At 69.2% G+C, this 21,037-nt stretch carries 16 protein-coding genes; 7 read left to right on the top strand and 9 right to left on the bottom strand.

The annotated features are described in order from the left end of the window. Positions 1-417, bottom strand: a complete 417-nt coding sequence (locus FBT69_00915; GenBank protein ID MDL1903361.1) for a hypothetical protein — start codon at positions 415-417, stop codon at positions 1-3. Between the two features lie 287 nt (positions 418-704). On the opposite strand from FBT69_00915, the gene ispH reads away from it, so the two are divergent. Further along, positions 705-1,808: a 4-hydroxy-3-methylbut-2-enyl diphosphate reductase gene (gene ispH / locus FBT69_00910; GenBank protein MDL1903360.1), complete on the top strand. Its 1,104-nt coding sequence runs from the start codon at positions 705-707 to the stop codon at positions 1,806-1,808. A 70-nt stretch (positions 1,809-1,878) separates the two neighbouring features. Here ispH and FBT69_00905 read toward each other — a convergent pair whose 3' ends face one another. Continuing rightward, complete coding sequence (locus FBT69_00905) at positions 1,879-2,517, bottom strand: biliverdin-producing heme oxygenase (GenBank protein ID MDL1903359.1); 639 nt, start codon at positions 2,515-2,517, stop codon at positions 1,879-1,881. A gap of 308 nt (positions 2,518-2,825) precedes the next feature. On the opposite strand from FBT69_00905, the gene FBT69_00900 reads away from it, so the two are divergent. From FBT69_00900 to FBT69_00890, 3 genes are all read left to right on the top strand, one after another. Continuing rightward, positions 2,826-4,121: a tyrosine--tRNA ligase gene (locus FBT69_00900; protein ID MDL1903358.1), complete on the top strand. Its 1,296-nt coding sequence runs from the start codon at positions 2,826-2,828 to the stop codon at positions 4,119-4,121. Positions 4,122-4,252: 131 nt separating this feature from the next. Beyond that, complete coding sequence (locus tag FBT69_00895) at positions 4,253-4,732, top strand: CBS domain-containing protein (GenBank protein ID MDL1903357.1); 480 nt, start codon at positions 4,253-4,255, stop codon at positions 4,730-4,732. 34 nt (positions 4,733-4,766) lie between these two features. Further along, the gene (locus tag FBT69_00890) at positions 4,767-5,225 is read left to right on the top strand and encodes a hypothetical protein (GenBank protein ID MDL1903356.1); all 459 of its coding nucleotides are present in this window, start codon (positions 4,767-4,769) and stop codon (positions 5,223-5,225) included. A 3-nt stretch (positions 5,226-5,228) separates the two neighbouring features. Here FBT69_00890 and FBT69_00885 read toward each other — a convergent pair whose 3' ends face one another. Next, positions 5,229-8,036, bottom strand: a complete 2,808-nt coding sequence (locus tag FBT69_00885) for a PAS domain S-box protein (GenBank protein ID MDL1903355.1) — start codon at positions 8,034-8,036, stop codon at positions 5,229-5,231. 129 nt (positions 8,037-8,165) lie between these two features. Beyond that, a complete protein-coding gene (locus FBT69_00880; protein ID MDL1903354.1) occupies positions 8,166-11,288 on the bottom strand; it encodes an aldehyde dehydrogenase family protein in 3,123 nt (1,040 codons plus the stop codon). Positions 11,289-11,450: 162 nt separating this feature from the next. On the opposite strand from FBT69_00880, the gene FBT69_00875 reads away from it, so the two are divergent. The 3 genes from FBT69_00875 to FBT69_00865 are packed head-to-tail and all read left to right on the top strand — an operon-like array spanning position 11,451 to position 14,312. Next, positions 11,451-12,416, top strand: coding sequence for a bifunctional riboflavin kinase/FAD synthetase (locus FBT69_00875; protein ID MDL1903353.1), 966 nt, complete (start codon positions 11,451-11,453; stop codon positions 12,414-12,416). Further along, positions 12,413-13,474, top strand: a complete 1,062-nt coding sequence (locus FBT69_00870) for a hypothetical protein (GenBank protein MDL1903352.1) — start codon at positions 12,413-12,415, stop codon at positions 13,472-13,474. Before FBT69_00875 ends, FBT69_00870 begins: the two co-directional genes overlap by 4 nt. Positions 13,475-13,484: 10 nt before the next feature. Next, positions 13,485-14,312: a class I SAM-dependent methyltransferase gene (locus FBT69_00865; protein MDL1903351.1), complete on the top strand. Its 828-nt coding sequence runs from the start codon at positions 13,485-13,487 to the stop codon at positions 14,310-14,312. Here FBT69_00865 and FBT69_00860 read toward each other — a convergent pair. From FBT69_00860 to FBT69_00840, 5 genes are all read right to left on the bottom strand, one after another. Next, the gene (locus FBT69_00860) at positions 14,248-16,206 is read right to left on the bottom strand and encodes an NAD(P)/FAD-dependent oxidoreductase (protein ID MDL1903350.1); all 1,959 of its coding nucleotides are present in this window, start codon (positions 16,204-16,206) and stop codon (positions 14,248-14,250) included. The genes FBT69_00865 and FBT69_00860 overlap by 65 nt on opposite strands. A 99-nt stretch (positions 16,207-16,305) precedes the next feature. Then, the gene (gene mnmA, locus FBT69_00855; GenBank protein ID MDL1903349.1) at positions 16,306-17,442 is read right to left on the bottom strand and encodes a tRNA 2-thiouridine(34) synthase MnmA; all 1,137 of its coding nucleotides are present in this window, start codon (positions 17,440-17,442) and stop codon (positions 16,306-16,308) included. 126 nt (positions 17,443-17,568) lie between these two features. After that, positions 17,569-18,726, bottom strand: coding sequence for a zinc ribbon domain-containing protein (locus FBT69_00850; protein MDL1903348.1), 1,158 nt, complete (start codon positions 18,724-18,726; stop codon positions 17,569-17,571). Positions 18,727-18,967: 241 nt separating this feature from the next. Next, positions 18,968-19,933 (bottom strand): hypothetical protein, encoded by a 966-nt coding sequence (locus tag FBT69_00845; protein ID MDL1903347.1) that lies wholly within the window; start codon positions 19,931-19,933, stop codon positions 18,968-18,970. A gap of 239 nt (positions 19,934-20,172) precedes the next feature. Next, positions 20,173-20,853 (bottom strand): hypothetical protein, encoded by a 681-nt coding sequence (locus FBT69_00840; GenBank protein ID MDL1903346.1) that lies wholly within the window; start codon positions 20,851-20,853, stop codon positions 20,173-20,175. Positions 20,854-21,037 lie beyond the last annotated feature (184 nt).

Raw genomic sequence — 21,037 nt, 5'->3', positions numbered from 1 at the left:
TCAGCCTCCGATCACCCCTGGACTGTTCTTGGACATCAAGTCTCTGGGAGAGAGACTCCGAACCCTGCTGGTTGCTCCGATCACTTTCCCAGAGTTTGGGTCTACCACGTCCGGCGCTGCCACCCCAGCGCTCACAAGAGCGCCGAGCGCTCTCGGTTCGATGACCCACTCACCGCCATTCTCTCGTCTGATCGGGTACAGAGTCCGTTCGCCGGTCTCTGGGTGACGGGCAGGAATGCCGATGGTGCGCTTCGAGGTGTCGACGGAAAACACCTGACCGGTCTTCACGTCAACGAGCATCACTTTGTCTGCGAACTCGACACCAGACCCCCGAAACGTGTACGCGATGGATACCGCCAGCACGGCCGCCGCCGCCACGAACAGGGCGATCTGCCACGCTTTGACCTTCTGTCCCATCGGCTCGATTCCCATCCCGACCCGCGCCCCGAACCGGGGCCTGAGACTCGCCGCCCGCAACCGGGCGACCCCACGCGGCCGCAGTATACCGACCGCCTCCGACCCCCGCCCGGCCGCCGCACGCCGCTTGCGCAGTCTTCATGGGGGGGCATCGGGGGCGGGGTGGGATCAACGAGCCGCGACCGTCAGGGAGCGGTCTCCCCCTCCTGGCGTGGGGCGATTGTGAACCCCCGCCACTCCCTCACGGTCGTGGCTCGGAGGCGGGCATGGCCCTCTATCCTCCCCCGGTGCGCCTCCTCCTCATCAATCCCCGCGGCTTCTGTGCCGGCGTTCGCATGGCCATCGACGTCGTCGACCGCGTCCTCGACCTCTTCCCCGGCGAAACCATCTACGTCTACCACGAGATCGTCCACAACCGCCACGTCGTCGGCCGGTTCCGCGGCCGCGGCGTCGTCTTCGTCGAGTCCGTCGAGGACCCGCCCCCCGGCTCGATCCTCGTCTTCTCTGCCCACGGCATCCCCCCCGCCGTTCGCGCCCGAGCCGCCGAGCGCGGCCTGCACGCCATCGACGCCACCTGCCCACTCGTCACCAAGGTCCACTCCGAAGCGATCCGCTACGCCCGCCAGGGGTACCAGATCCTCCTGATCGGCCACCGCAACCACCAGGAGGTCATCGGCACCACCGGCGAGGCCCCCGACGCCACCCAGGTCGTCGAGACCCCGGACGACATCCCCCACCTGACCATCCGCGACCCCGACCGCCTCGTGTATCTCACGCAGACCACGCTCTCCACCGACGACGCGGCCGTCATCATCGACGCCCTCAAACAAGCCTTCCCCAACATCAAGGCCCCGCCGAGCGAGGACATCTGCTACGCGACCACGAACCGCCAGCACGCCGTCCGGATGCTCGCCCCCGAGTGCGACCTGGTGCTCGTCGTCGGCAGCCGCAACTCCTCGAACTCCGTCCGCCTGACCGAGATCGCCGAAAACGCCGGCGCCCCCGCCCGCCTCATCGACGACGCTTCCGGTGTCGAAGATGAGTGGTTCACAAACTCGGAGGGCTTCACCGTCCTCGTCACCGCCGGCGCATCAGCGCCTGAGGACCTCGTCGCCGGCGTCTGCCGCACCCTTGTTCAACGCTACGGGGCGACGATCGAAACCCGCGACGTCTTCGACGAGGACGTCGAGTTCGCCCTCCCCGGCAACCTGCGACGCATCATGAAGGACCGCGACCATCCCGATGCCGACCGGCGCATCCGCGTGCAGAAACCCGTCGTCACCGCCGACCTCTACGGCACGGTCCCGCTGACAGTCGAGGGACGCGAGAGCCGGGTGTGTGGTCTCGAGCCCGAAACACTCGCTCGCGCCCGACCGGATGATCGTGTCTGAATCCACATTCGGCATCACCAGCCCGGACGCAACTCCGCGTCCCCGGGCGACGATCCTGTCCCGCTCAAGGTCACGAGGCGAGCGGTCTGGCAGATACCTTCTGGAGATCGTCGAACACGCGCACAAGCCCCCTGAACATCGCCTTCGCCCCATCGACCATGCGGCCGTGCTCGGCGGGGGTGAAGGCTGCGGCACGGAGATCGTCCTTGAACGCCTCCCATCGCGCCGGCTGCTCGTCGCCGTACGGGTCGAGATAGCGCAGCCCCGGACCCGGCGAGAGGCCCAACGACCGGCCAACGGCCCTGGCGATGAACCGCCCGCCGTTCGTGCTGCCTTCGAGAACGTACAGCATCCCCAGCAACTCAGGAATCTCGGCGACCTCGATCGACTGAATCAGTCGCGCCGTCCCCTGTGTTGCAGCATGGTCGGTGTCGCGCCCGTCGAGAGCCGCGAGATCCTCGACGATCGCGGCGGTTCGGAATCTGGCGTCCGTAGCGATAGCCGCGACGCGCGCGTCGGCGCGGAGCGACCCGAGCCGGTCCTCCAACGCGCGATGCACGAGCAGAATCTGGCCGAGGTAGGCGGCGTACCCTTCGCGGCCGAGTGCCCCACGGATCATGGCGGCTTGGAACGGGTGCCGTTCAGCGGCCGCGTGCAGGTCGGCCGTCTCCTGCTTCAACCGGTCCATCACGTCGGGTGTTGTGTGCATCCGTACGCCCCTCTCCCATCAACCTACGGACTTGAAGATGCCTGCGGCGGCAAGCGCGGGAACGAGGAGCCACAGCAGCCCCTTCAGCGTGAAGAAGATCAGCCCGACCACGCCGAACCGGGCGACCCAGCCCCGGAATCCCGGCTTCGGGGAAGGTTGCCCGGGCGCGGCCTGCCGTGGTTGGTCGTTCATGGCGTACCCCGTCACAAATGAGACTGATTCGCAACTGCGCCCAACCGTATCCGTGGACATCCTCGTCGTCAAGACCGCGACGCGACCGGCACGATCCCGGTGTACCCTTCGCCCCGATGACGGCACGACCGGACTTTCTCGAAGAGATCGCTTGGCGCGGCCTGCTCCACCAGTGCACGGACGAAGCCGGCCTGCGTCGCCACCTCGCCACCGGCACGCGCCGCGCCTACGCCGGTTTCGACCCGACGGCGGACTCGCTGACCATCGGCAACCTCGTGCCGATCACCGCCCTCGCGCACCTGCAGCGGGCGGGGCACACGCCGGTCGTGGTCATGGGGGGGGGGACTGGCCTGATCGGCGACCCCTCCGGCAAGTCCGCCGAGCGCCAACTGTTGACGCGTGAACAGGTCGATGCCAACGTCAACTGCCAGCGGCGCATCTTCGAGGCGCTGCTCGACTTCTCCGGCCGGAACGCGGCCGTGATCGTCAACAACGCGGACTGGCTCTGCGGGCTGGGCTACCTCGACGTGCTGCGCGACGTGGGCAAGCACTTCTCCGTGAACATGATGATCCAGAAGGAGTCCGTGCGCGAGCGGCTGCACAACCGCGACCACGGCATCTCGTACACCGAGTTCAGCTACATGATCCTGCAGGCCTACGACTTCTGGCATCTGCACAGCAGGATGGGCGTCACCATCCAGCTGGGCGGCTCCGATCAGTGGGGCAACATCGTCTGCGGCGCGGACCTCATCCGCCGCATGGCGCACGATCACACCGTCGAAACCTTCGGCCTGACCGCCCCGCTCGTGACCCGCTCCGACGGAGGCAAGTTCGGCAAGACCGAGGCGGGCGCGGTCTGGCTCACGCCCGAACGGAGCAGCCCGTACGCCTTCTACCAGTTCTGGCTCAACTCCACCGATGACGACGTGGTCCGCTACCTCAAACTCTTCACGTTCCTTTCGCGTGAGGAGATCGCGGCCCTCTCGGTAGCGCACGCGAGCAACCCCGGGGCGCGCGAGGCCCAGCGGACGCTGGCCAGACAGGTGACGGCGCGCGTGCATGGCCCGACCGAGGCCGACCTCGCCGAGCGCGCGTCGCAGGCCCTCTTCTCCGGCGACATCGCAGGACTCCCGCCCGCGACGCTCGAGCAGGCGCTCGCCGGCGCGCCCACCAGCGACCACCCGCGCGATCGCCTCGCGGGGGGGGGCGTCGCCCTGCTCGACCTCCTTGTCGAGACGGGCCTGGCCAAGAGCAAGCGCGAGGCCCGCGAGTTCCTCGCCTCGGGGTCGGTCTCCGTGAACGGCACGGTGGCAGGGGGAGACCGAACCCTGACAACGGGCGACCTCCTCCACGGACGTTTCCTCGCCCTGCGCCGGGGTAAGAAAACCTGGCACCTGTCGCGCTGGTCCTGACCCCTGCACGGCCCCGGGAGCCGGTTTTCCCCGCATTGTTGCCGAAAAGGGCTTCCCCTCAAAGGCCCGTCTTGGCATACTGGGGGTGGCGCACGGATCGTGCCCGCGGGTCAGGGACGCTCGTGCCCGACATGCGAAAGGAGATCGCCATGCACACCGTCGCGAACCTGCTCACCGCCAAGCAGCACTGGGACGACTCGTACGACCGGGTCGAGGCGGTGGTGACCATCAAACCGGAGGCCACCGCTCGCGATGCGGCCCGGCTGATGAGCGATCGCCATGTCGGCGCGCTCGTCGTTACGGACCCGGCGGGACGGATGGTTGGGATTGTCACCGAACGCGACGTGTTGCGCCGGCTCGTGGCCGTCGCCAAGCCTCCCGACTCCACCACCGTCGGCGAGATCATGACGCGGGCGGTGCTCAGTTGCACTCCGCAGACGACACTCGACGAGGTTCGGCGGACGATGCGCGAGCGACGCATCCGCCACGTCCCTGTGCTGGATGAAGGCCGGCCAATCGGCATGGTCTCGATCGGCGACCTCAACGCCGCGCTGAACCAGGACCTCATGGTCACCGTCCGTGCAATGGAGGCGTACATCACGCAGGGCTGAACGCTCGCTCGGCCTCTCTGTATCATCGCGAATCATGCCACGAGTCTCGCGGCTGTGTCTGGCGTGCCTCGTCCTGTGCGGGCTGGTCGCCGTCGCGTGGGGGGTGAGCCTCTTCCGAGGCGTGGTCTACAACTCCCAGCCCCGCGCGGATGGCGACGGGCCGACGGTGCAGATCGGGCTCGGCCGCGGTTATATCTATGGCACGTACCACCCCACGCGCTTCTTCGGCATACACCGATCCTGGACGTTCGGACCCATCGACGGGCCGGTTCGCTGGTGGTTCTCCGCCAGTCTCCCGGACCGGCACGGCTTCTACGCCCTCCGCGTGCCGCTGTGGAGCGTCGCGTTCCTCCTGCTCATCCTGCCGGGTGTCACGCTTTCGCTGCCGGTGGTTCGGCGCTTGCGCGGGAGGTGCCTGGCGTGCGGATATCCCCGCGCCGGGCTTGCGCCCGATGCGACCTGTCCTGAATGCGGCACGCCGGCGAAGGCTTGATCGCTATGCGGCGGTCTTGCGCTCGGTTTCAGGCCGCGCCGACCGCGTCCGTCGCACGCACTCGTTGATCAGGTGTTCCCGATCGATGGGCTTGGGCACGTAATCATCGAATCCGGCGTCGAGGCACCGCTGCCTGTCGCCTTCCATCGCATGCGCGGTCAGCGCGACGATCGGCCCTCGGTATCCCCGCTGCCGGAGCAGCCGGGTCGCCGCGTACCCGTCGAGCTCCGGCATCTGGAGGTCCATCAGGACGAGGTCGAACGGCTTTCCGTCGCGGGATGGCCCCGAGGTGGCAAGATCGACAGCGTCGCGCCCGTTGGAAGCGATCTCGACCTCCGCACCCGCGAGGCGCAGAAACGCCGAGATCAACCGCTGATTGTCGGGTCCGTCCTCGGCGAGCAGGATGCGGGCGCCGGCGAGGGTCGGCGCTGCGCCCTGTGGCATGGCGGCGAGGTTTCTGGACGCCGTGTCGCTTGTCAGGCGGGCGAGTTCCGCGGGTTCCACGAGTTCGACGCCGTCGAGCGGACCGGCGGGGATCGAGAGCGTGAAGACGCTTCCTCGCCCCGGCTCAGACTCGACGGAAATTCCGCCGCCGAGCATGTGCGCCAGCCCGCGGCTGATGACGAGGCCGAGTCCAGTTCCGCCAAATCGGCGAGTGGTGGAGGAATCACCCTGCTCGAACGGCGTGAACAGGCGTTCGACCTGCGCTCTGTCCATGCCGATCCCTGTGTCGTGGACGGCGATGCGGAGGACCGGGTTCTTGGCGCCAGCAGCGTCGAACGAAGCACGGATGACAACCTCGCCGCGCATGGTGAACTTGATGGCATTGCCCACGAGATTGAGCAGCACCTGGCGGACTCTGACCGGATCGGTGCTGACGTACCGCGGGAGCGAGGAGAGGTATTCCGCGTGCAGCTCGACGCCTCGTTCCGCGGCCCGAACGCGCATGAGAGCGAGCACCTCGTCGACGATCCCTGCCGGGCTGACGGACTCTCGCTCGACCGTCAGTTTGTCCGCCTCGATCTTGGCAAGGTCGAGCACGTCATTGATGATCGAGAGGAGGTGCGTTCCCTGCCGCTTGATGGTGGAGACGTACTCCCGCCGGGCTTCGGGCGTGAGCATCCGGTCGTCAGTCTCGATCTCCAGCAGTTCGGCGTAGCCAAGGATGGCCGTCAGCGGGGTTCGGATCTCGTGGCTCATGTTGGCGAGAAAGCGGGTCTTTGCCCTGCTGGCCGCCTCGGCCTGCCTTGTCGCGAGCAGCAGCACGCGTTCACGCTCCACGTCCGCGGTCACGTCGCGCTGGATGCCGACGTAGCCCTCGATTCGGCCGTCCTCGCCTGTGACCGGAGAGATGCTCAGCGAGGCGTGATACAGCGAGCCGTCCTTGCGACGGTCGATCACGCGCCCTGACCACGCCCTGCCCGCTCGGATGGTCTCCCACATCTCCCGGTAGAAGTCGTCCGCATGTCTCCCGCTCTTGAGAAAGCGCGGGGTCTGGCCCCGCACGTCGTCGGCGCTGTACCCGGTGATGCGCGTGAACGCCGTGTTGACGTCGAGGACCGCGCCCGAGGCGTCGGTGAGGAGAATGCCGTCATCGGCGGCATCGACGACGCGCGCGAGCCGACGGAGTTTGCTCTCGCGCGCGAGCCGCTCTCGCACGTCGCGGATGACGGCCGTAACGACGGCCTCGTCGCCCGCGCTCCCGAACCCGAGGCAGAGTTCGGCCGGGATTTCCTCTCCGTCGCGGCCGAGGATTCGCACCTCGCGCGGGCCGCCGAGCGTTCGTTCTCCGCCTGACTGCACGACTCGCCTGAAGGCCGCCTGGTGGGCGGCACGGAACCGGTCCGGGATCAGTCGCCCGAGCGGCACGCCCTGGAGTTCGCCCGGGCCGTAGCCGAGCAGCCTCTCCGCCTGCGCGTTCGTCCACGTGATGACCGCGCTCCCATCGGCTGTGAGAATCGCGTCGGGCGCAGAAGCGACGACGGCGCGCAGCCTCGCCTCGCTTCGCCGCTCCGCCTGCCAAGCGAGATGCCGCTCGATGGCGATGGACGCGATATGGCACGCCTCTTCGACGGTGCGGGCTTCGGCCGCATTCGGCCGATGGACGACCGGCCTGTACATCGCGAACGTACCCAGGATCTCCCCCTTCGACGATCGGATCGGCTGCGACCAGCAGGACCGCAGCCCGTACCTGAGGGCGAGATCGCGCCAACCGGCCCAGCGGGAATCGGCCGAGATGTCGGAGACGATCACGCGCCGCCCGCTCCATGCAGCCGTGCCGCAGGAGCCGACCGATGGTCCGATCTCAATCCCATCGACAGCCGCGTTGTACTCGCCGGAAAGGCTCGGCGCGGACCCGAGGACGAGATGGCGACCGTCCTTGAGAAGCAGGATGGAGGCCTTTGTGCCCGGGCACTCGCTCTCGATGAATCGGGTGATGAGGTCAAGGCACTCGGGAAGGTGAGCGCCGGCCGCGACACGCTCGAGCAGCCCGATGTGTCCGGCGATGCGCCTCCGAGCGAGCATGGCGGGCCGAACCGCGAGCGGGATCGCCGTCACGCCCACCAGCACCGCGAGCGCAACCGTGTCGATCGCGGCCTCGACCCAGAAGGGCGTGCCGGTCGGGAGCAACTGCGGCAGAAATAACGCGGTGACGACCTCGACTGCGACCGCGACGAAGAGCAGGGCCGTGAGCACTCCGATCGGCACCATCCACGGCGAGGAACCGATCGCGGATCGAACCACGCCGCGAAACGCGGGCGCGGCTCGATCGCGGGGCGGACCGGGCTGGTCGGGCCGAGCGGACGCCATACCGGCACTATCGGACGGCCCGGGGGGAGGCTGGAGCCTGTTTCGCGGAACGTTCGGTGCCCGAGACGCAGTTATCCCGGAAGCGGGCGGTTCGTGCGTCCCTGTGCGAGGCGATTGACCGGCCTGATCTCAGAGTTCCGGCGCGAACCCGCGGCGCATGGTGTTCTCGCAAGTCGCCCGCGGCTCGACGAACTGGAGCAGATAGTCCCGTCCTCCCGCCTTCGAGCCGACACCGCTCATGCCGAAGCCGCCGAAAGGCTGGCGGGCGACGAGCGCGCCGGTGCACCCGCGATTGAGGTACAGGTTGCCGACACGGAACTCGCGCTTGGCCAGTTCCAGGTGCGCCGGCTTGCGGCTGAAGACGCCGCCCGTGAGCTTGTACGGGTGGTCGTTGGCGATCGCGAGGGCCTGGTCGAACGTCCGCGCGTGCATGACGGCGAGCACGGGTCCGAAGATCTCCTCGCGCGCGATGGTGTGACGCGGCTCGACGCGGCTGAAGATGTGCGGACCGACGTAGTGCGTCGGCTGAAGCCCGCTCACGCGGGGGGACGAATCGCCCGCCACACCGGCGGGCGCGGGAAGGTCCATCGACAGTTCCTCACAGCATCCCTCCAAGCGGGCTGTCTCGATGTATCGACGAATACGCTGCGCCGACTCCTCGTCGATGACCGGCCCGATGTCGGTCCCCGGACGCGTCGGGTCGCCGATGACGAGCGAGCGTGTCGCCTCCACGAGCCGCATGACGAAGGTTCGCGTCGCCGCGCCGCCCGGCCCCTCGGGATCGACGACGATGCAGCGCGAGCAAGCAGAGCACTTCTGCCCCTGGAACCCGAACGCCGAGTGCCGAACGCCGAGAACCGCCTCGTCGAGGTCGGCAGAGGTATCGATGATGATCGCGTTCTTACCGCCCATCTCGCACACCACGCGCTTCACGAACGGCTGCTCCTCCGGCGTGACCCCAGCGGCGCGGATGATGTCCAGCCCGACGGCCTTCGACCCCGTAAAGGCGATCACCGCCACGCGCGGGTCTCGCACCAGCGCGGCCCCGGTCGTCTCGCCCGGTGCGGGGCAGAAGTGCAGCACGTTCGTAGGATCGACACCCGTGCGACGAACACCCGCCTCTTCCATCGCGCGCCATAGCACCTCGCACAGCGTCTTCGCGATGCCCGGCGTCTGCTCGGCGGGCTTCAGCACGACCGGGTTGCCCGTGACGAGCGCAGCCGTCGCCATGCCGCACGAGATCGCGAGCGGGAAGTTCCACGGGCTGATGACGGCCGCCACGCCGCGCGGCTGGTACCACTGCTCGTCCAGCTCGCCGATGAACCGACCGATCCGCTCGCGCCGGAAGAGCCGCACGGCTTCGCGGGCGTAGTACTCGCAGAAGTCGATCGCCTCGGCCACGTCGGCGTCGGCGTCACGCCAGCACTTGCCGTTCTCCTTGATGACGATGCCCGCCAGTTCGTCTCGCCTCGCCCGCATCGCCGCCGCCGCCTGCACGAGCACACGGGCACGCAGCGTCGGGTCCGCGTCACGCCACGCAGGAAAGACGCGGTGCGCGGACTCCACCATGCGGGCGGCGTCCGTCGGCGTCCGGTCGTTGGCCACGTTCGGCACGGTCGCGCCTGCGACCGCGGCGGCGAAGTTCTCTCGCACCGGGCGGCGGGAGAAGTCCCGCAGCGGTTCGTTGATGAAGGGCTTGCCGTCGCCCACGCCAGGCTCCGCGTGCGACAGCCGATGCCGCTCCGGCGCGAGCTCGTACAGGTCCCGGTTCGGCTTCGGCGCGGGCTCGCCGTTCAGCGTCGGCGCGGGTTCGCGCAGCAGTGTCCGCGGGTCGGCGTTGTCGAGGAACCCCGCCTTCAGCCACGACTCGTTCGACGTGTTCTCCAGCAGTCGGCGCACCAGGTACGCCATGCCGGGGATCATCTCCCCCACCGGCACGTACTCGCGGATTCGCAGCCCGGTCTCGGCCGCCGCGTGCTTCAACTGGTCCGCCATGCCGTGCAACATCTGGAGTTCGATCGCGCCCGTCGGCAGTGACCGCCGCTCCAGCCCCGAGATGGCGCTGGCGATCGACCGCACGTTGTGCGACCCGAGCGCCAGTTTCACCCCCCCCGCCCCGGGCGCGAGTCTCGTCGGCCCCAACCGCCCGCTCTCCGCCGCCCGCTGTCCGCTCTCCGCCCTCGGGCAGGCGTCCAGGAACACGCCCGTCATCTCCTCGAAGCACCGGTCCGTCTGCCACTTTTCGTTCCAGACCGGGCAGGGCCAACCCTGCTGCTCGGCGTGGATCGTCTCGAAATCCCAGTACGCCCCCTTCACGAGGCGCACCGTCACGACGCGGCCCGTGCGCTTCGCCCAGTCGCACACGCGGCGTGCGTCTTCCACTCCGCTCTTGAGGTAGGCCTGCATGGCGAGTCCCGCGTGAAAGTCCACCGCCTCGCAGCACCGCATGAACAACTCGATCGTCAGGTCCTTGAGCGAGTGCTGCTCCATGTCGAAGTTGATCAGCACGCCCCGCTCCCGCGCCGCCTCCAGGATCGGCACGATCCGCGTCATCGAGTCGCGGATCGCCCCCTCCGTGTCGATCGGATCGCACTTCGCGCTCAGCGAACTGACCTTGATGGAGACGTTCGTGCGGGGGATGCCGCCGAGATGGTCGGACTCAAGCCTCGGGTTCGGCTTCCACGAGGCGACCTCGCCGGGAAGATTTGTCACGAGGTCGAGGTACTTGTCGCGATAGGCGTCCGCCTCCGCATCGGACACGCACGCCTCGCCCAGAAGGTCCACGCTGAACGCGATGCCTTCCTTCCAGAGATCGCGCAACCCCGGGAGCGCGCTCGCCGCGTCGGCGCCCGCGATGAACTTCGACGCCATGCCCTTGATCTGCGACGAGACCGTGGAAGTGAGCAGCCCCTTCGCCACGCCCCCCGCCCGAAGCCCGAGGTCCATGCCCGGAGGCAGCTTCACACCCGGCTGAGAGAGGTAATCGACGAGGTGGTCGTGCACCGCGTCCGGCGTCCGAAGCATCGGGAACGCGTCCACGAACCGGAACAACTGGACCTTGAAGTCCCGGTCGCGCATCGACCAGTCCATGAGCTTGTCCGAGTAGAACTTCGCGGAAAGCAGGCCAGCGCGGTGCCCACGGGCACGCTCCAGCAGGTCCCGGCCGAGTTGGTAGGTGCGTTCCTCTCCCCCCGTCGGGGGCGGAGGTTCGACGATGACGGCAGAAGCAGACTTGCGGCGGAAGATCGACATCGCGTGAGTCCAGACGCAGGAGGCGGGCGCGCCGGCACGATCGCACGATCGAGGGCGAAGGAGTATACGGACGGCCCGGACGAACCCGGACTACTCCGGCGCGAAAGTCGTCCGCAATGCGCCTCCCGTCGCGGGGCATGATCGCGCCTACGCTCTCCTCTTATGCCCCGCTCGGTGGTCAGCGTCGGCACGTTCGACGGTGTCCATGCCGGACACGCCGCGCTGATCGCCCGCGCCCGATCCATCGCGGACAGGGCCAGCGGTGCAGAGGTGGTCGTGCTGGCGTTCGATCCGCACCCCGCGACGCGCCTGCACCCTGAATCCGCACCGCCGCGGCTCGGCTCGTTCGAGCGACGATCGGAACTGCTCCGCCAGGCCGGCGCGGACCGTGTCGAACGCCTCGAACCCACGTCCGAACTGCTCTCGCAGTCGCCCGAGTCATTCGTCGAGTCGATCGCTGACCGTCTCGCGCCGATCGCCTTCGTTGAAGGACCGGACTTCAGATTCGGCAAGGGGCGCACCGGCGACACCTCCGTCCTCGCCTCGATCGGAAAGCGGCACGGCTTCGCCGTCGATGTCGTGCCGCCCGTCGCCGTCGCGCTCAACGATCAATCGGTCGTCACGGCTTCCAGCACCATCGCCCGATGGCTCGTGCAGCATGGACGAGTACGCGACGCGTGGGCCGTGCTGACGCGGCCGCACGAGCTCACGGGCCGCGTCGTCCGGGGCGACAGGCGCGGCAGAGGCCTCGGTTTCCCGACCGCGAACCTCGATACGCCCTGTTTGCCGCCGGCCGACGGCGTGTACGCCGGCGTGGCGTTCCTCGACGACGGCCGCTCGTTCCCTGCGGCCGTCAGCGTCGGCAGCAAGCCCATGTTCAACGGCGCCGCTCGCGCGGTCGAGGCCTCTCTCCTCGACGCGCCCACGGGGGATGGACCGTGCCTTGCCGGACTGCCAGAGTATGGCTGGAACCTCCGCATCGCCCTTGTCGGCTGGGTGCGCGAACAGCTCCGCTTCGAGAGCGTCGATTCGCTGATCGCCCAGATGCACCGCGACTGCAACCGCGTACGGGGCATCGTCGCCCGGGTCTCCACGCCTCAACCCGCCGCCGCAGGAGCGCACTCATGACAGAGACCGGCGCGGATTTGCACCGGTGGGCCGCGAACACCGACGCCGCCGGCGCGGCACGCTGGCTCGCGGACAAGACGTTTGTCGTAGTCACGACACACACGAAGCCCGACGGCGACGCCGTCGGCTCGACGCTCGCCCTCGCGCGGGTGCTGCGGTCGCGCGGTGTGCGCACCGAAGTGTGGTACCTCGGCGCGCTGCCTCCCTGGCTCGCCGAGATCGCCCTTGACACGCCGATCCGGTCGATCGAGCGCGACGGCCTCTCCGCCGATGCCGACCCCGACGGCGTCGTCCTGCTCGACACCGGCTCCTGGTCTCAGTTGGACGGCCTGCTCCAATGGCTCGCCGCCCGCACCGACCGCACGCTCGTGATCGACCACCACTTGCACGGCGACGGGGATATCGCCGCACTCCGTCTGCTGGATACGGAGTCGGCAGCAGCGTGCCAGCCGGTCGCGCAGGTGTGCTGCGATCTGCTCGGCCTGCCTTCGCCGTCGCGTCTGCCCGCCGGGGTGGCGACGCCGCTGTACCTGGGCCTCGCCACCGACACGGGCTGGTTCCGTTACTCGAACGTGCGACCGCCCGTGATGCGCCTCGCCGCCGACCTCATCGAAGCCGGCGCGGACCATACCGAACTGTTCCGGGTCGTCGAGCAGCAGGACGAGCCGGGTCGGTTCCGGCTGCTGGCCACGGCGCTGTCCTCGCTCGAGTTCCATGCGGACGAGCGAATCGCGCTGATGTCGCTGCGGATGGAGGACTTCCACCACGCCAAGGCGGACGCAACGGACTCCGGCGGGTTTGCCGACAAGGTGCTCGCCGTGCGCACGGTTGTGGTTGCGGCGGTGCTGACGGAGGTCTCCGACGGCTCGCAGGGCAAACCGCCCCTCACGAAGATCAGTCTTCGCAGCAAGGACGGACCCGGCGCACTTGACGTGAACGAAATCGCCCGCTCGCTCGGCGGGGGGGGGCACGCCCGTGCCGCGGGCGCCCGCGTCACCGCGCCGCTGGCGGAAACCAGAACGCGCCTGCTCGAAGCCCTTACCCAGGCCCTCCTCTGATGGAGGCTCCATGGCCGGTCGGCACGGACCCAAGGTGACGCCCTCCCGCCAGCGCGGCACAACCTTCCGCAAGCCCGTCCTGCGCCTCTTCACAACCTCCCTGTGGGAGTTTCCCAGCCAGCACTACCTCGACTACGAAGAGTTGCCCGGCGGCCGGATCGTGCGCACCAGCTCGACCCAGGGTGTGCAGGGCGATCCCAAGTACGAGGGTGCGACGCCCTCCTGGGTCGTCTGGCAACTCCTCCAGCGCTGCACCTCGCCCGGCGAGACTGTGCTCGACCCCATGTGCGGCTCCGGCACCACGCTCGACGTCGCAGCCGATCTCGGTCGTGTCGGCATGGGCTTCGATCTCGCCCCCCGCAGAACGGACATTCGTCGTGCCGACGCCCGCAGTCTCCCCTTGGCCCGCGGGAGCGTTGATTTCGTGTTCATCGATCCGCCGTATTCGACGCACCTGCGCTACTCGGACGACCCCGCGTGCATCGGCCGACTCGACGCGGGCGGACAAGACGAGGGCCGCGCGTACTACGACGCCATGCGGCAGGTCTTTGCCGAGATGCACCGCGTGCTGCGCCCGGGTCGCCACGCGGCCGTCTACGTCAGTGATTCATGGGCGAGCGGCCGCCTGCTGCCGATCGGAGCCGAGTTGTGGTCGCTGCTCCGACCGCGCTTCGAACTCGTGGACTGGATCGCGGTGGTCCGCCGCAACGCGGACCTGAAGGACACCGGTCGAAAGCGAGCGGCGACGGGAGCCGGCCCGCTCCTGCGCGGGTTCAACCACCTGCTGCTGGTCCGCCGTTCGGGGTCGACGCCGCGCCCGCCGAAGCGCCGAGGATGACACCTTCACGCGGCTTGGAGTGGGTGGGCTTCTGCCTGGGCGAGGGTTCCTCGACAATATTGTCGTAGTTGGGATGGAAGTTGCTCGCGCCCGACGCGCGCGGGGCGTACGACATCCGGGGGCGCTTCGGGTCGAGCTTGCCCGTCACCCAGCCTTCGAGCAGCATGGCCTCCAGCGTTGCCGCGGCCTGCACGACGAGATGCGTGCCGGTGATCTCGCCGATCCGCCCGCCCCGCCGAACGAACTCGTTGAGGCGGTTGGCGATCGTCGTCATGTCCGGGGCGTCCTTCAGGATGCCGATCATCAGTCCGTACAGGCCGGCGACCGGGAGCAGCTGCCCGCCGCGGAAGTAGGCCTCCGTGCGTGTGATCCTCCCCGCGTGATAGACGGGCATGTGTCCCTTTTTCGCGTCGGCGAGATTCAGCCTGAAGACGTTGTAGCGATTGATCTCCCACTGCGCCGCGTCGCCTCCGCCCTCCTCCTTCGTGAACATTTTGGTCACTTCCTTCACGGCCAGCAGGTCGAACCCGCCGACACCGGGGAAGAGGAAGTCCTCGTGCGCGAGGCCGCCGAAACTCAGCCACCGGAACGCCTCTCGCGGGGTGAACTTCAGGCCGGACTCGCTCGCCAGCCTCGCGCAGTGGTCCTCGAGATCGGTGAAGCAGCCGTTGGCCGCGTACCAGAACTCCGCGAAGCGGATGTACTGCATCACCCGCTTCTTCTGGCGGTCCTCGTAGTTCGCCTTGAGCCAGTGGGCGTCGAGTTCGCCCCGGTCAAACTCCATGATCGAGTACGCCGCCTCGCGGGCGCTGGTGTGCGCCAGCGTGACCCCGCCGGAGAGGATGGGGTCGGCAAAGCCCGCGGACTCGCCGACCAGGAACCAGTTCTCGCCGACGAGCCGGTCCGAGACGTAGGACCAGTCGCTGGTCGTCCGCACGTTGTTCTCGCGTCGGCCGTTCTTGGTGAGGGCACGCACGCGCGGCTCCTCGTTGACGGCCCACTCGTACAACTCCGCGGGCGTCTTGCCGCAGGTCTTGTAGTACTCCACCGGGCAGACGAAGCCGAGCGAGGTCCGGGTCGGCCCGATCGGGATGAACCAGACCCACCCGCAGCCGACGCTCAGAATCTGGATCCGCGTCCCGCCGACTCCGATCTCGACCGCCCAGTCCGCATTCTCCCAGTAATCCCAGATGGCGACGTTCATCAGGTGCGTCGGGATCGTGCGCCCGATGCCCATCCCGCGCCGGAGCGTGCCGTTGTATCCCGACCCGTCGATGTAGTACCGGGCCGTCACGCGCCGGCCGTCCCCGAGCCGAAGCCCCGCCACCCGGTCGCCGTCGCGGTCGATGCCGCGGACCATCGTCTCCTCGTGCACCTCGCACCCGAACTCCGCCGCGTGCCGGAGCAGGATGTCGTCGTACTTCGACCGCTCCACCTGGAACGCGGTGATCTTCCGCTGACCCTCGAACTTCGCGGGCCGCGGCTCGTCCTTGAACATCCCGAGCGGCAGGAACTCGAAGTCCCACAACTGGTGATTCTGGCCCCAGCGGTACGTCGCGCCGACCTTGATCGGGAAGTTCGCGGCCTCGATCTTGTCCCACGCGCCGATCTCGTCGAGGATCGGCGAAATGGCGGGCAGCAGGCTCTCGCCGACGTGCTCGCGCGGGAACTTCTCCTTCTCGAAGATGCCCACGCGCAACGCGGGGTTGTACTTCTTCAGGATTGATCCCGCCGTCGAGCCGGACGGCCCGCCGCCGATGATCGCCACGTCGTACGACAGGTCCGTTCCCGCGCCGTTCTCCACCACAAGCCCCCTTTTGAATGGTCGGTCCAACTCCTCCCCGTCCGGCGCAGCGGGACACACCGGGATTCCCCGGACAGGAGATTCAACCAATCTACACCATCGGTTCGCGGAATGAAAGGGGTTACCTCGGCCGGAAACCCCCGAACATCCCCGCCGGACCGCGACACGCCCCTCAGGCGCTTCGCGTGGCTATCCCCCGAAGACTCCCCGGTCGATCCAACCGCCACCGAGCACCCAATCCGGCTCTTCGGCGTCGTACACGACGACCGCCTGCCCGGGGGCGACCGCCGCGAGCGGCTCGTCGAACCGGACCTCCAGCCGCTCGCTCGACAGACGGCAGCGGGCCGCCACCGGCTCAGTGTTGTACCGGCACCGCGCGAGGCAGGGCCTCCAGTCGTCGAACGGCTCCCGCTCCGTGAGCCAGTTCACCTGTCCCGCCTGGCACCCGTTCGCCAGCAGCCGCTCGCGCGAGCCGACCACGACCGTGTTCGTCTCCGCGTCGCGCCCGATGACGTAGATCGGGCGCCCGAGCGCGACGCCCACGCCCCGCCGCTGCCCGATCGTGTAGCGGTGCTGACCGGCGTGCTCGCCGACTTCGTTCCCGTCCGTGTCTACGATCCGCCCCATCGCGGCAGCGCCGGGGCGGCGCGACTCGACGAGCGCGGCGTAATCGCCGTCGGGAACGAAGCAGATCTCCTGGCTGTCCGGCTTGTCGAACACCGGCAGGCCGAACCGCTCCGCCAGCGCGCGCACCTCGCGCTTCGGCATCCCGCCGACGGGCAGCAGCATCTCGCCCAGCCTCTCGCGCGGCGAGCCGAAGAGCACGTACGACTGGTCCTTGCCACGATCGACGCCCCGCAGCAGCCGAGGCCCGTCGTGCCCCCAGCGGTCCGCGCCCGCTCCCCGCTCGACGCGCGCGTAGTGTCCCGACGCGATGAACGACGCCCCGATCCGGCGCGCGTACTCGTGCAGGCGGCCGAACTTCAGCCAGTCGTTGCAGCGCACGCACGGGTTCGGCGTGCGTCCGTTCGCGTACTCATCGACGAAGTAGTCGATGACGCGCCCGAACTCGCGCGCGAAGTTGCAGACGTAGAACGGGATGCCCAGTTCCGCCGCCACCAGCCTCGCGTCCGCGGCGTCGTTCACCGAGCAGCAGCCCTGCCGCCGCTCGCGGTTGGCGGCGCACGCCTCGGCCTTCGCGTCCCACCGGACCATCCCCTCGGCCGGCTCGCCCGGCGTGCCCAGACGCATGAAGCACCCCACGACCTCGCACCCGGCGCGCACCAGCATCGCCGCTGCCACGGAGGAATCCACGCCGCCCGACATCGCCACCAGCACCTTCGCCCCGCGGGGCAGGCCGTCCATGCGTGATTGTTCGACGCTCCGCGCCCCCGAACCACCACGAACCCCCACAACCTCCACGACGCCCGCGACCCCCGGAAGCCCCACGAACTACGGCCGGGGCGGCGGTTTCTCGCTGAGCGGGATCGGCACGTCCAGCGTCGGGTCCCGCTTCAGCGGCCGCATCACGATGCCTCGCCCCGGCCCGCCCTCCGGCTCGCGGCCGCATTCCGGGCAGGGCGCGCCCGGCGGCAGGCCCTCCTGCTCGTACCCGCAGTTCGGGCAGGGGCTGAACGGGCCGAGGTGCGCCCCCGCCCCGGCCGGGATCGGCGCGTCGGCCGTCGCCTTGGGCCCGGTGCCGTCGAACCTTCGCGCCTTGCGGATCGCCACGCGCAGGTCGCGGTCCATCCCGGCCACGGCGTTCCGTCTCGCCCACCGCGCCATGTTGAGCAGCTGGACCTCCGCGACCATGAGCAGGAGCAGCCCGACGAGCGCCGCGATGGTCGCGATGTACCCGACGAGGGCGAACGGCCCGACCACCGCGCCCACGGCCGCCGCGACGGCCGCGCCGCTCCACGCGATCGTGGCGATCGAGCCGCCGAACGCGATCATCCACGCCACCACGCGCAGCCGGTCGCCCAGCGACGTGTCCATCGCCCAGTCCGCGAGATCCGCCAGCCAGAGCGAGAGCGGCACGAACCCCATGAACCCGACCACCGTGAGCACGCCCGCGAGGATCAGGAACGGCAGCACGGCGGGCATCGGCGCACCCGCGCCCGCCATGCCGGCCGCGATCGCCTTGAGCGCGCCGGCGACGGGCCAGGCGCACTGCGTCAGCCGCGCCGACCGCCGCACGCGCAGCATCTCCTTCTCGGGCGACTCGGACAGCCCGGCACGGTGCGGCTTGGGCCTCGTCACCTGCCAGACGATCCACGCCCACGCGAGGCCCACCACCGCCAGCAGCGCCTCGGGCCAGGCGGCGCGCGTCGCCCCCGCGATGAAGAACGCCACGCCGTTCAGCGGCCCGAGCACCGCCAGGCCGACACACACCCACATCAGCCACCGCAGGTACGCGAGCGGAGCGAGCGTGAGCGAGTCCCGCACCGCGGCCTTGCTTCCCGCCCGCGAGATGAGCGTCCCGCACTCGGGGCAGTTGCCGCCGACGAACAGCCCGCGCAGGTCGTACCCGCACCTGGCGCACGACCGCCCCGGCTCGACAGGCCGACCCTCCCCCACCGGCCTCAGCATGGACGGATCGATGGGGCTCATGCCGGGAATGTACCGGCGGACGAGGCACGGCGTGGCAGTGAAGGCAGAACGCGGAGTTCGCGGAGGGGAACGCTGAGGGCGCGGAGAGGAACTGAGGAGTGAACCCGAAGGGCGCGAAAGGCGCGAAGAAGGGACTGACGGAGGAGTGGATCGAGGGAAGCGGGGCCGCTCCCCTCCGCCCCCTCCGCGTTCCTCTCCGCGCGCTCCGCGTTCCTCCCCCTTTGGCCCTTTGGCGATTTGGCTATTTGGCCATTTGGTTCAACCCGTCCGCGTACACGTACTCCTCGGCCAGGATCGCTCCGAGCCGCGCGGTCAGTCCGAGATACCCGAACATCCAGACCACGAAGAGAATGAACGCCGCGGGCATCGTGACGCCATCCAGGCGCACGGACGGCGGAACGCCCAGCCGGGTCGCCGCCTCGCGTCCCAGCCAGATGGCCGCGGGAATCGGCCCGACCCAGAGCAACCAGCCCGCCCTTGCCCGCAGCGTCCGGTCGGGCACGCGCCGGGCGAACCGCCGCACGAACATCAGGCTCGTGTGGTGCTGCGCGAGGGCCGCGACGATCGCGACCGCGACCGCCAGGTCGGACCACGGCACGACCAGCAATCGGGGTGCGCCGGCCCCCACACCGCTCGGCATAACGACCTTCGCCGCAACGGCGACCAGCCCGGCCAGCAGCGCGACCGGCGTCAGCAGGCACGCAGCGATCCGCCATCGTTCACCGGGCGCGTTGCCCCGCAACTCCGGGTCGGGGCGGAGGACGCCCCACCAACCGACGGCCCAGCACCACGCCGCGATCACGCCAATCGGCGGGAAGCACCACGAGACGAGCACGATCCACACGAGCGCACTCATGTAGGAGCCTGCCGAGGACAATCGCCTCAGGTGCGCGAGAGGCGCGTTGCGCAGCAGGTCGCCGCGCATCGACCGTTGGATCGACGTGGCGCACTCGGGGCAGACCGCGTCGAGGGGCAGCCCGCGCAGGTCGTACCCGCACCCGACGCACTCGGCCCGGTCAACCCGCCGCACCGGCGCAGCGCGCCGACCCCCGTGCCGCACCATCGACGAACGCACCGAGAACGAGCACTCCGGGCACACGCCCTCAACCGGCAGCCCGACCAGGTCGTACCCGCACGAAGCGCACGGCACCGAGTACGACAGCAGCCGCACCCGGCCGTCACCTCCGCTCGCCGCCGCATCGCTCACGGCGACACGATATCGGAAAGGGCGAATGGGGAAGGGATCGAGGGGCCTCCGCGGCCTGTCCCCTGTCGCGGGTTCCCAGCCCTGACCGCGTCCTCCGCGTCCTCCGCGTGGAAGCTCTCCCGTAACCTCGGAGAATCAATCTCACCACAGAGGCACAGAGGGCACAGAGAGAAAGGCCTGGATTCCCGCCTCTGTGCTCTCTGTGCCTCTGTGGTGAATCAGGAGTTTGGGGGGAGGCTCTAGGCCGCGAGGCCGAGTTGCGAGGGCGGCTCTTCGGCGGCGTTGGTCGTCGCGCCGACCGGCTCGACGCCGAGTCGGATGAGGATGGGGTCGGCGGACTCGCTGACGAGGTCGCCGCGCTTGGCGCGCACGCGGTAGAGCACCGCCGAGCAGCCGGACGCGAGCGTGTCGTCGAGGAACGACTTGGCCCCCATGCTGGCGATGAACGACCACGCGCTCTCGCCCTCGGCGCGTCGGTAGACCTCGTAGAACGTGCGGTGGCTGAGCGTGCCCTCCCACTTCAGTTCGACCGCGCCGTCGTTGTTGATCGAGCCGCGCAGGTCGGTCGGGGCGTCGGGCGGCCCGGCGGGCGTGGGCGGCGCGGGGGGGGGCACCTCGGCGAGCGCGTAGACGTTGGGGTCGTTGGTCGTCTCGGCGAAGGCCTTGATGGTCTTGATGAGGTCGCGGCCGAGGTCGGCCATCTCGTCCTCGGACGTGTGGAAGGTCACCGTGGACGCCTTGGACCCGTTGCGCGACTGCTGCGCGCCGTTGTACCCGGTGCGGGCGGCGGTGACGCGCTGCTGGAGCGCGATCACCTGCGCCGGGTTCAGCCCGATCGCCGCCGCGTTCGCGGCCCAGCCGGCCAGCCGCTGCTCGAACCACTCGATGCGCGCAAGGCGCGAGCCTGGAAGCACTGCCATGATCGTGTCCTTTCTTCCGCCCTCTGTGCGGATGACGCGGCATCGGCCGGCGCAGCGCGCGGCTTGAGCGAAATGAAGAAGAACGCGGAGGCGCGGAGGGGAACGCGGAGGACGCGGAGGGGGGGAAGGGGTCGGCCACGACCGTCGGCCTCTTGCCCTTTCCTCTTCCCTTCCTTCCCGACGG

The organism is Synechococcales cyanobacterium CNB (assembly GCA_030263455.1).
Lineage (GTDB): Bacteria > Planctomycetota > Phycisphaerae > Phycisphaerales > UBA1924 > CAADGN01.
This window is presented reverse-complemented; position numbering and strand designations above follow the sequence as displayed.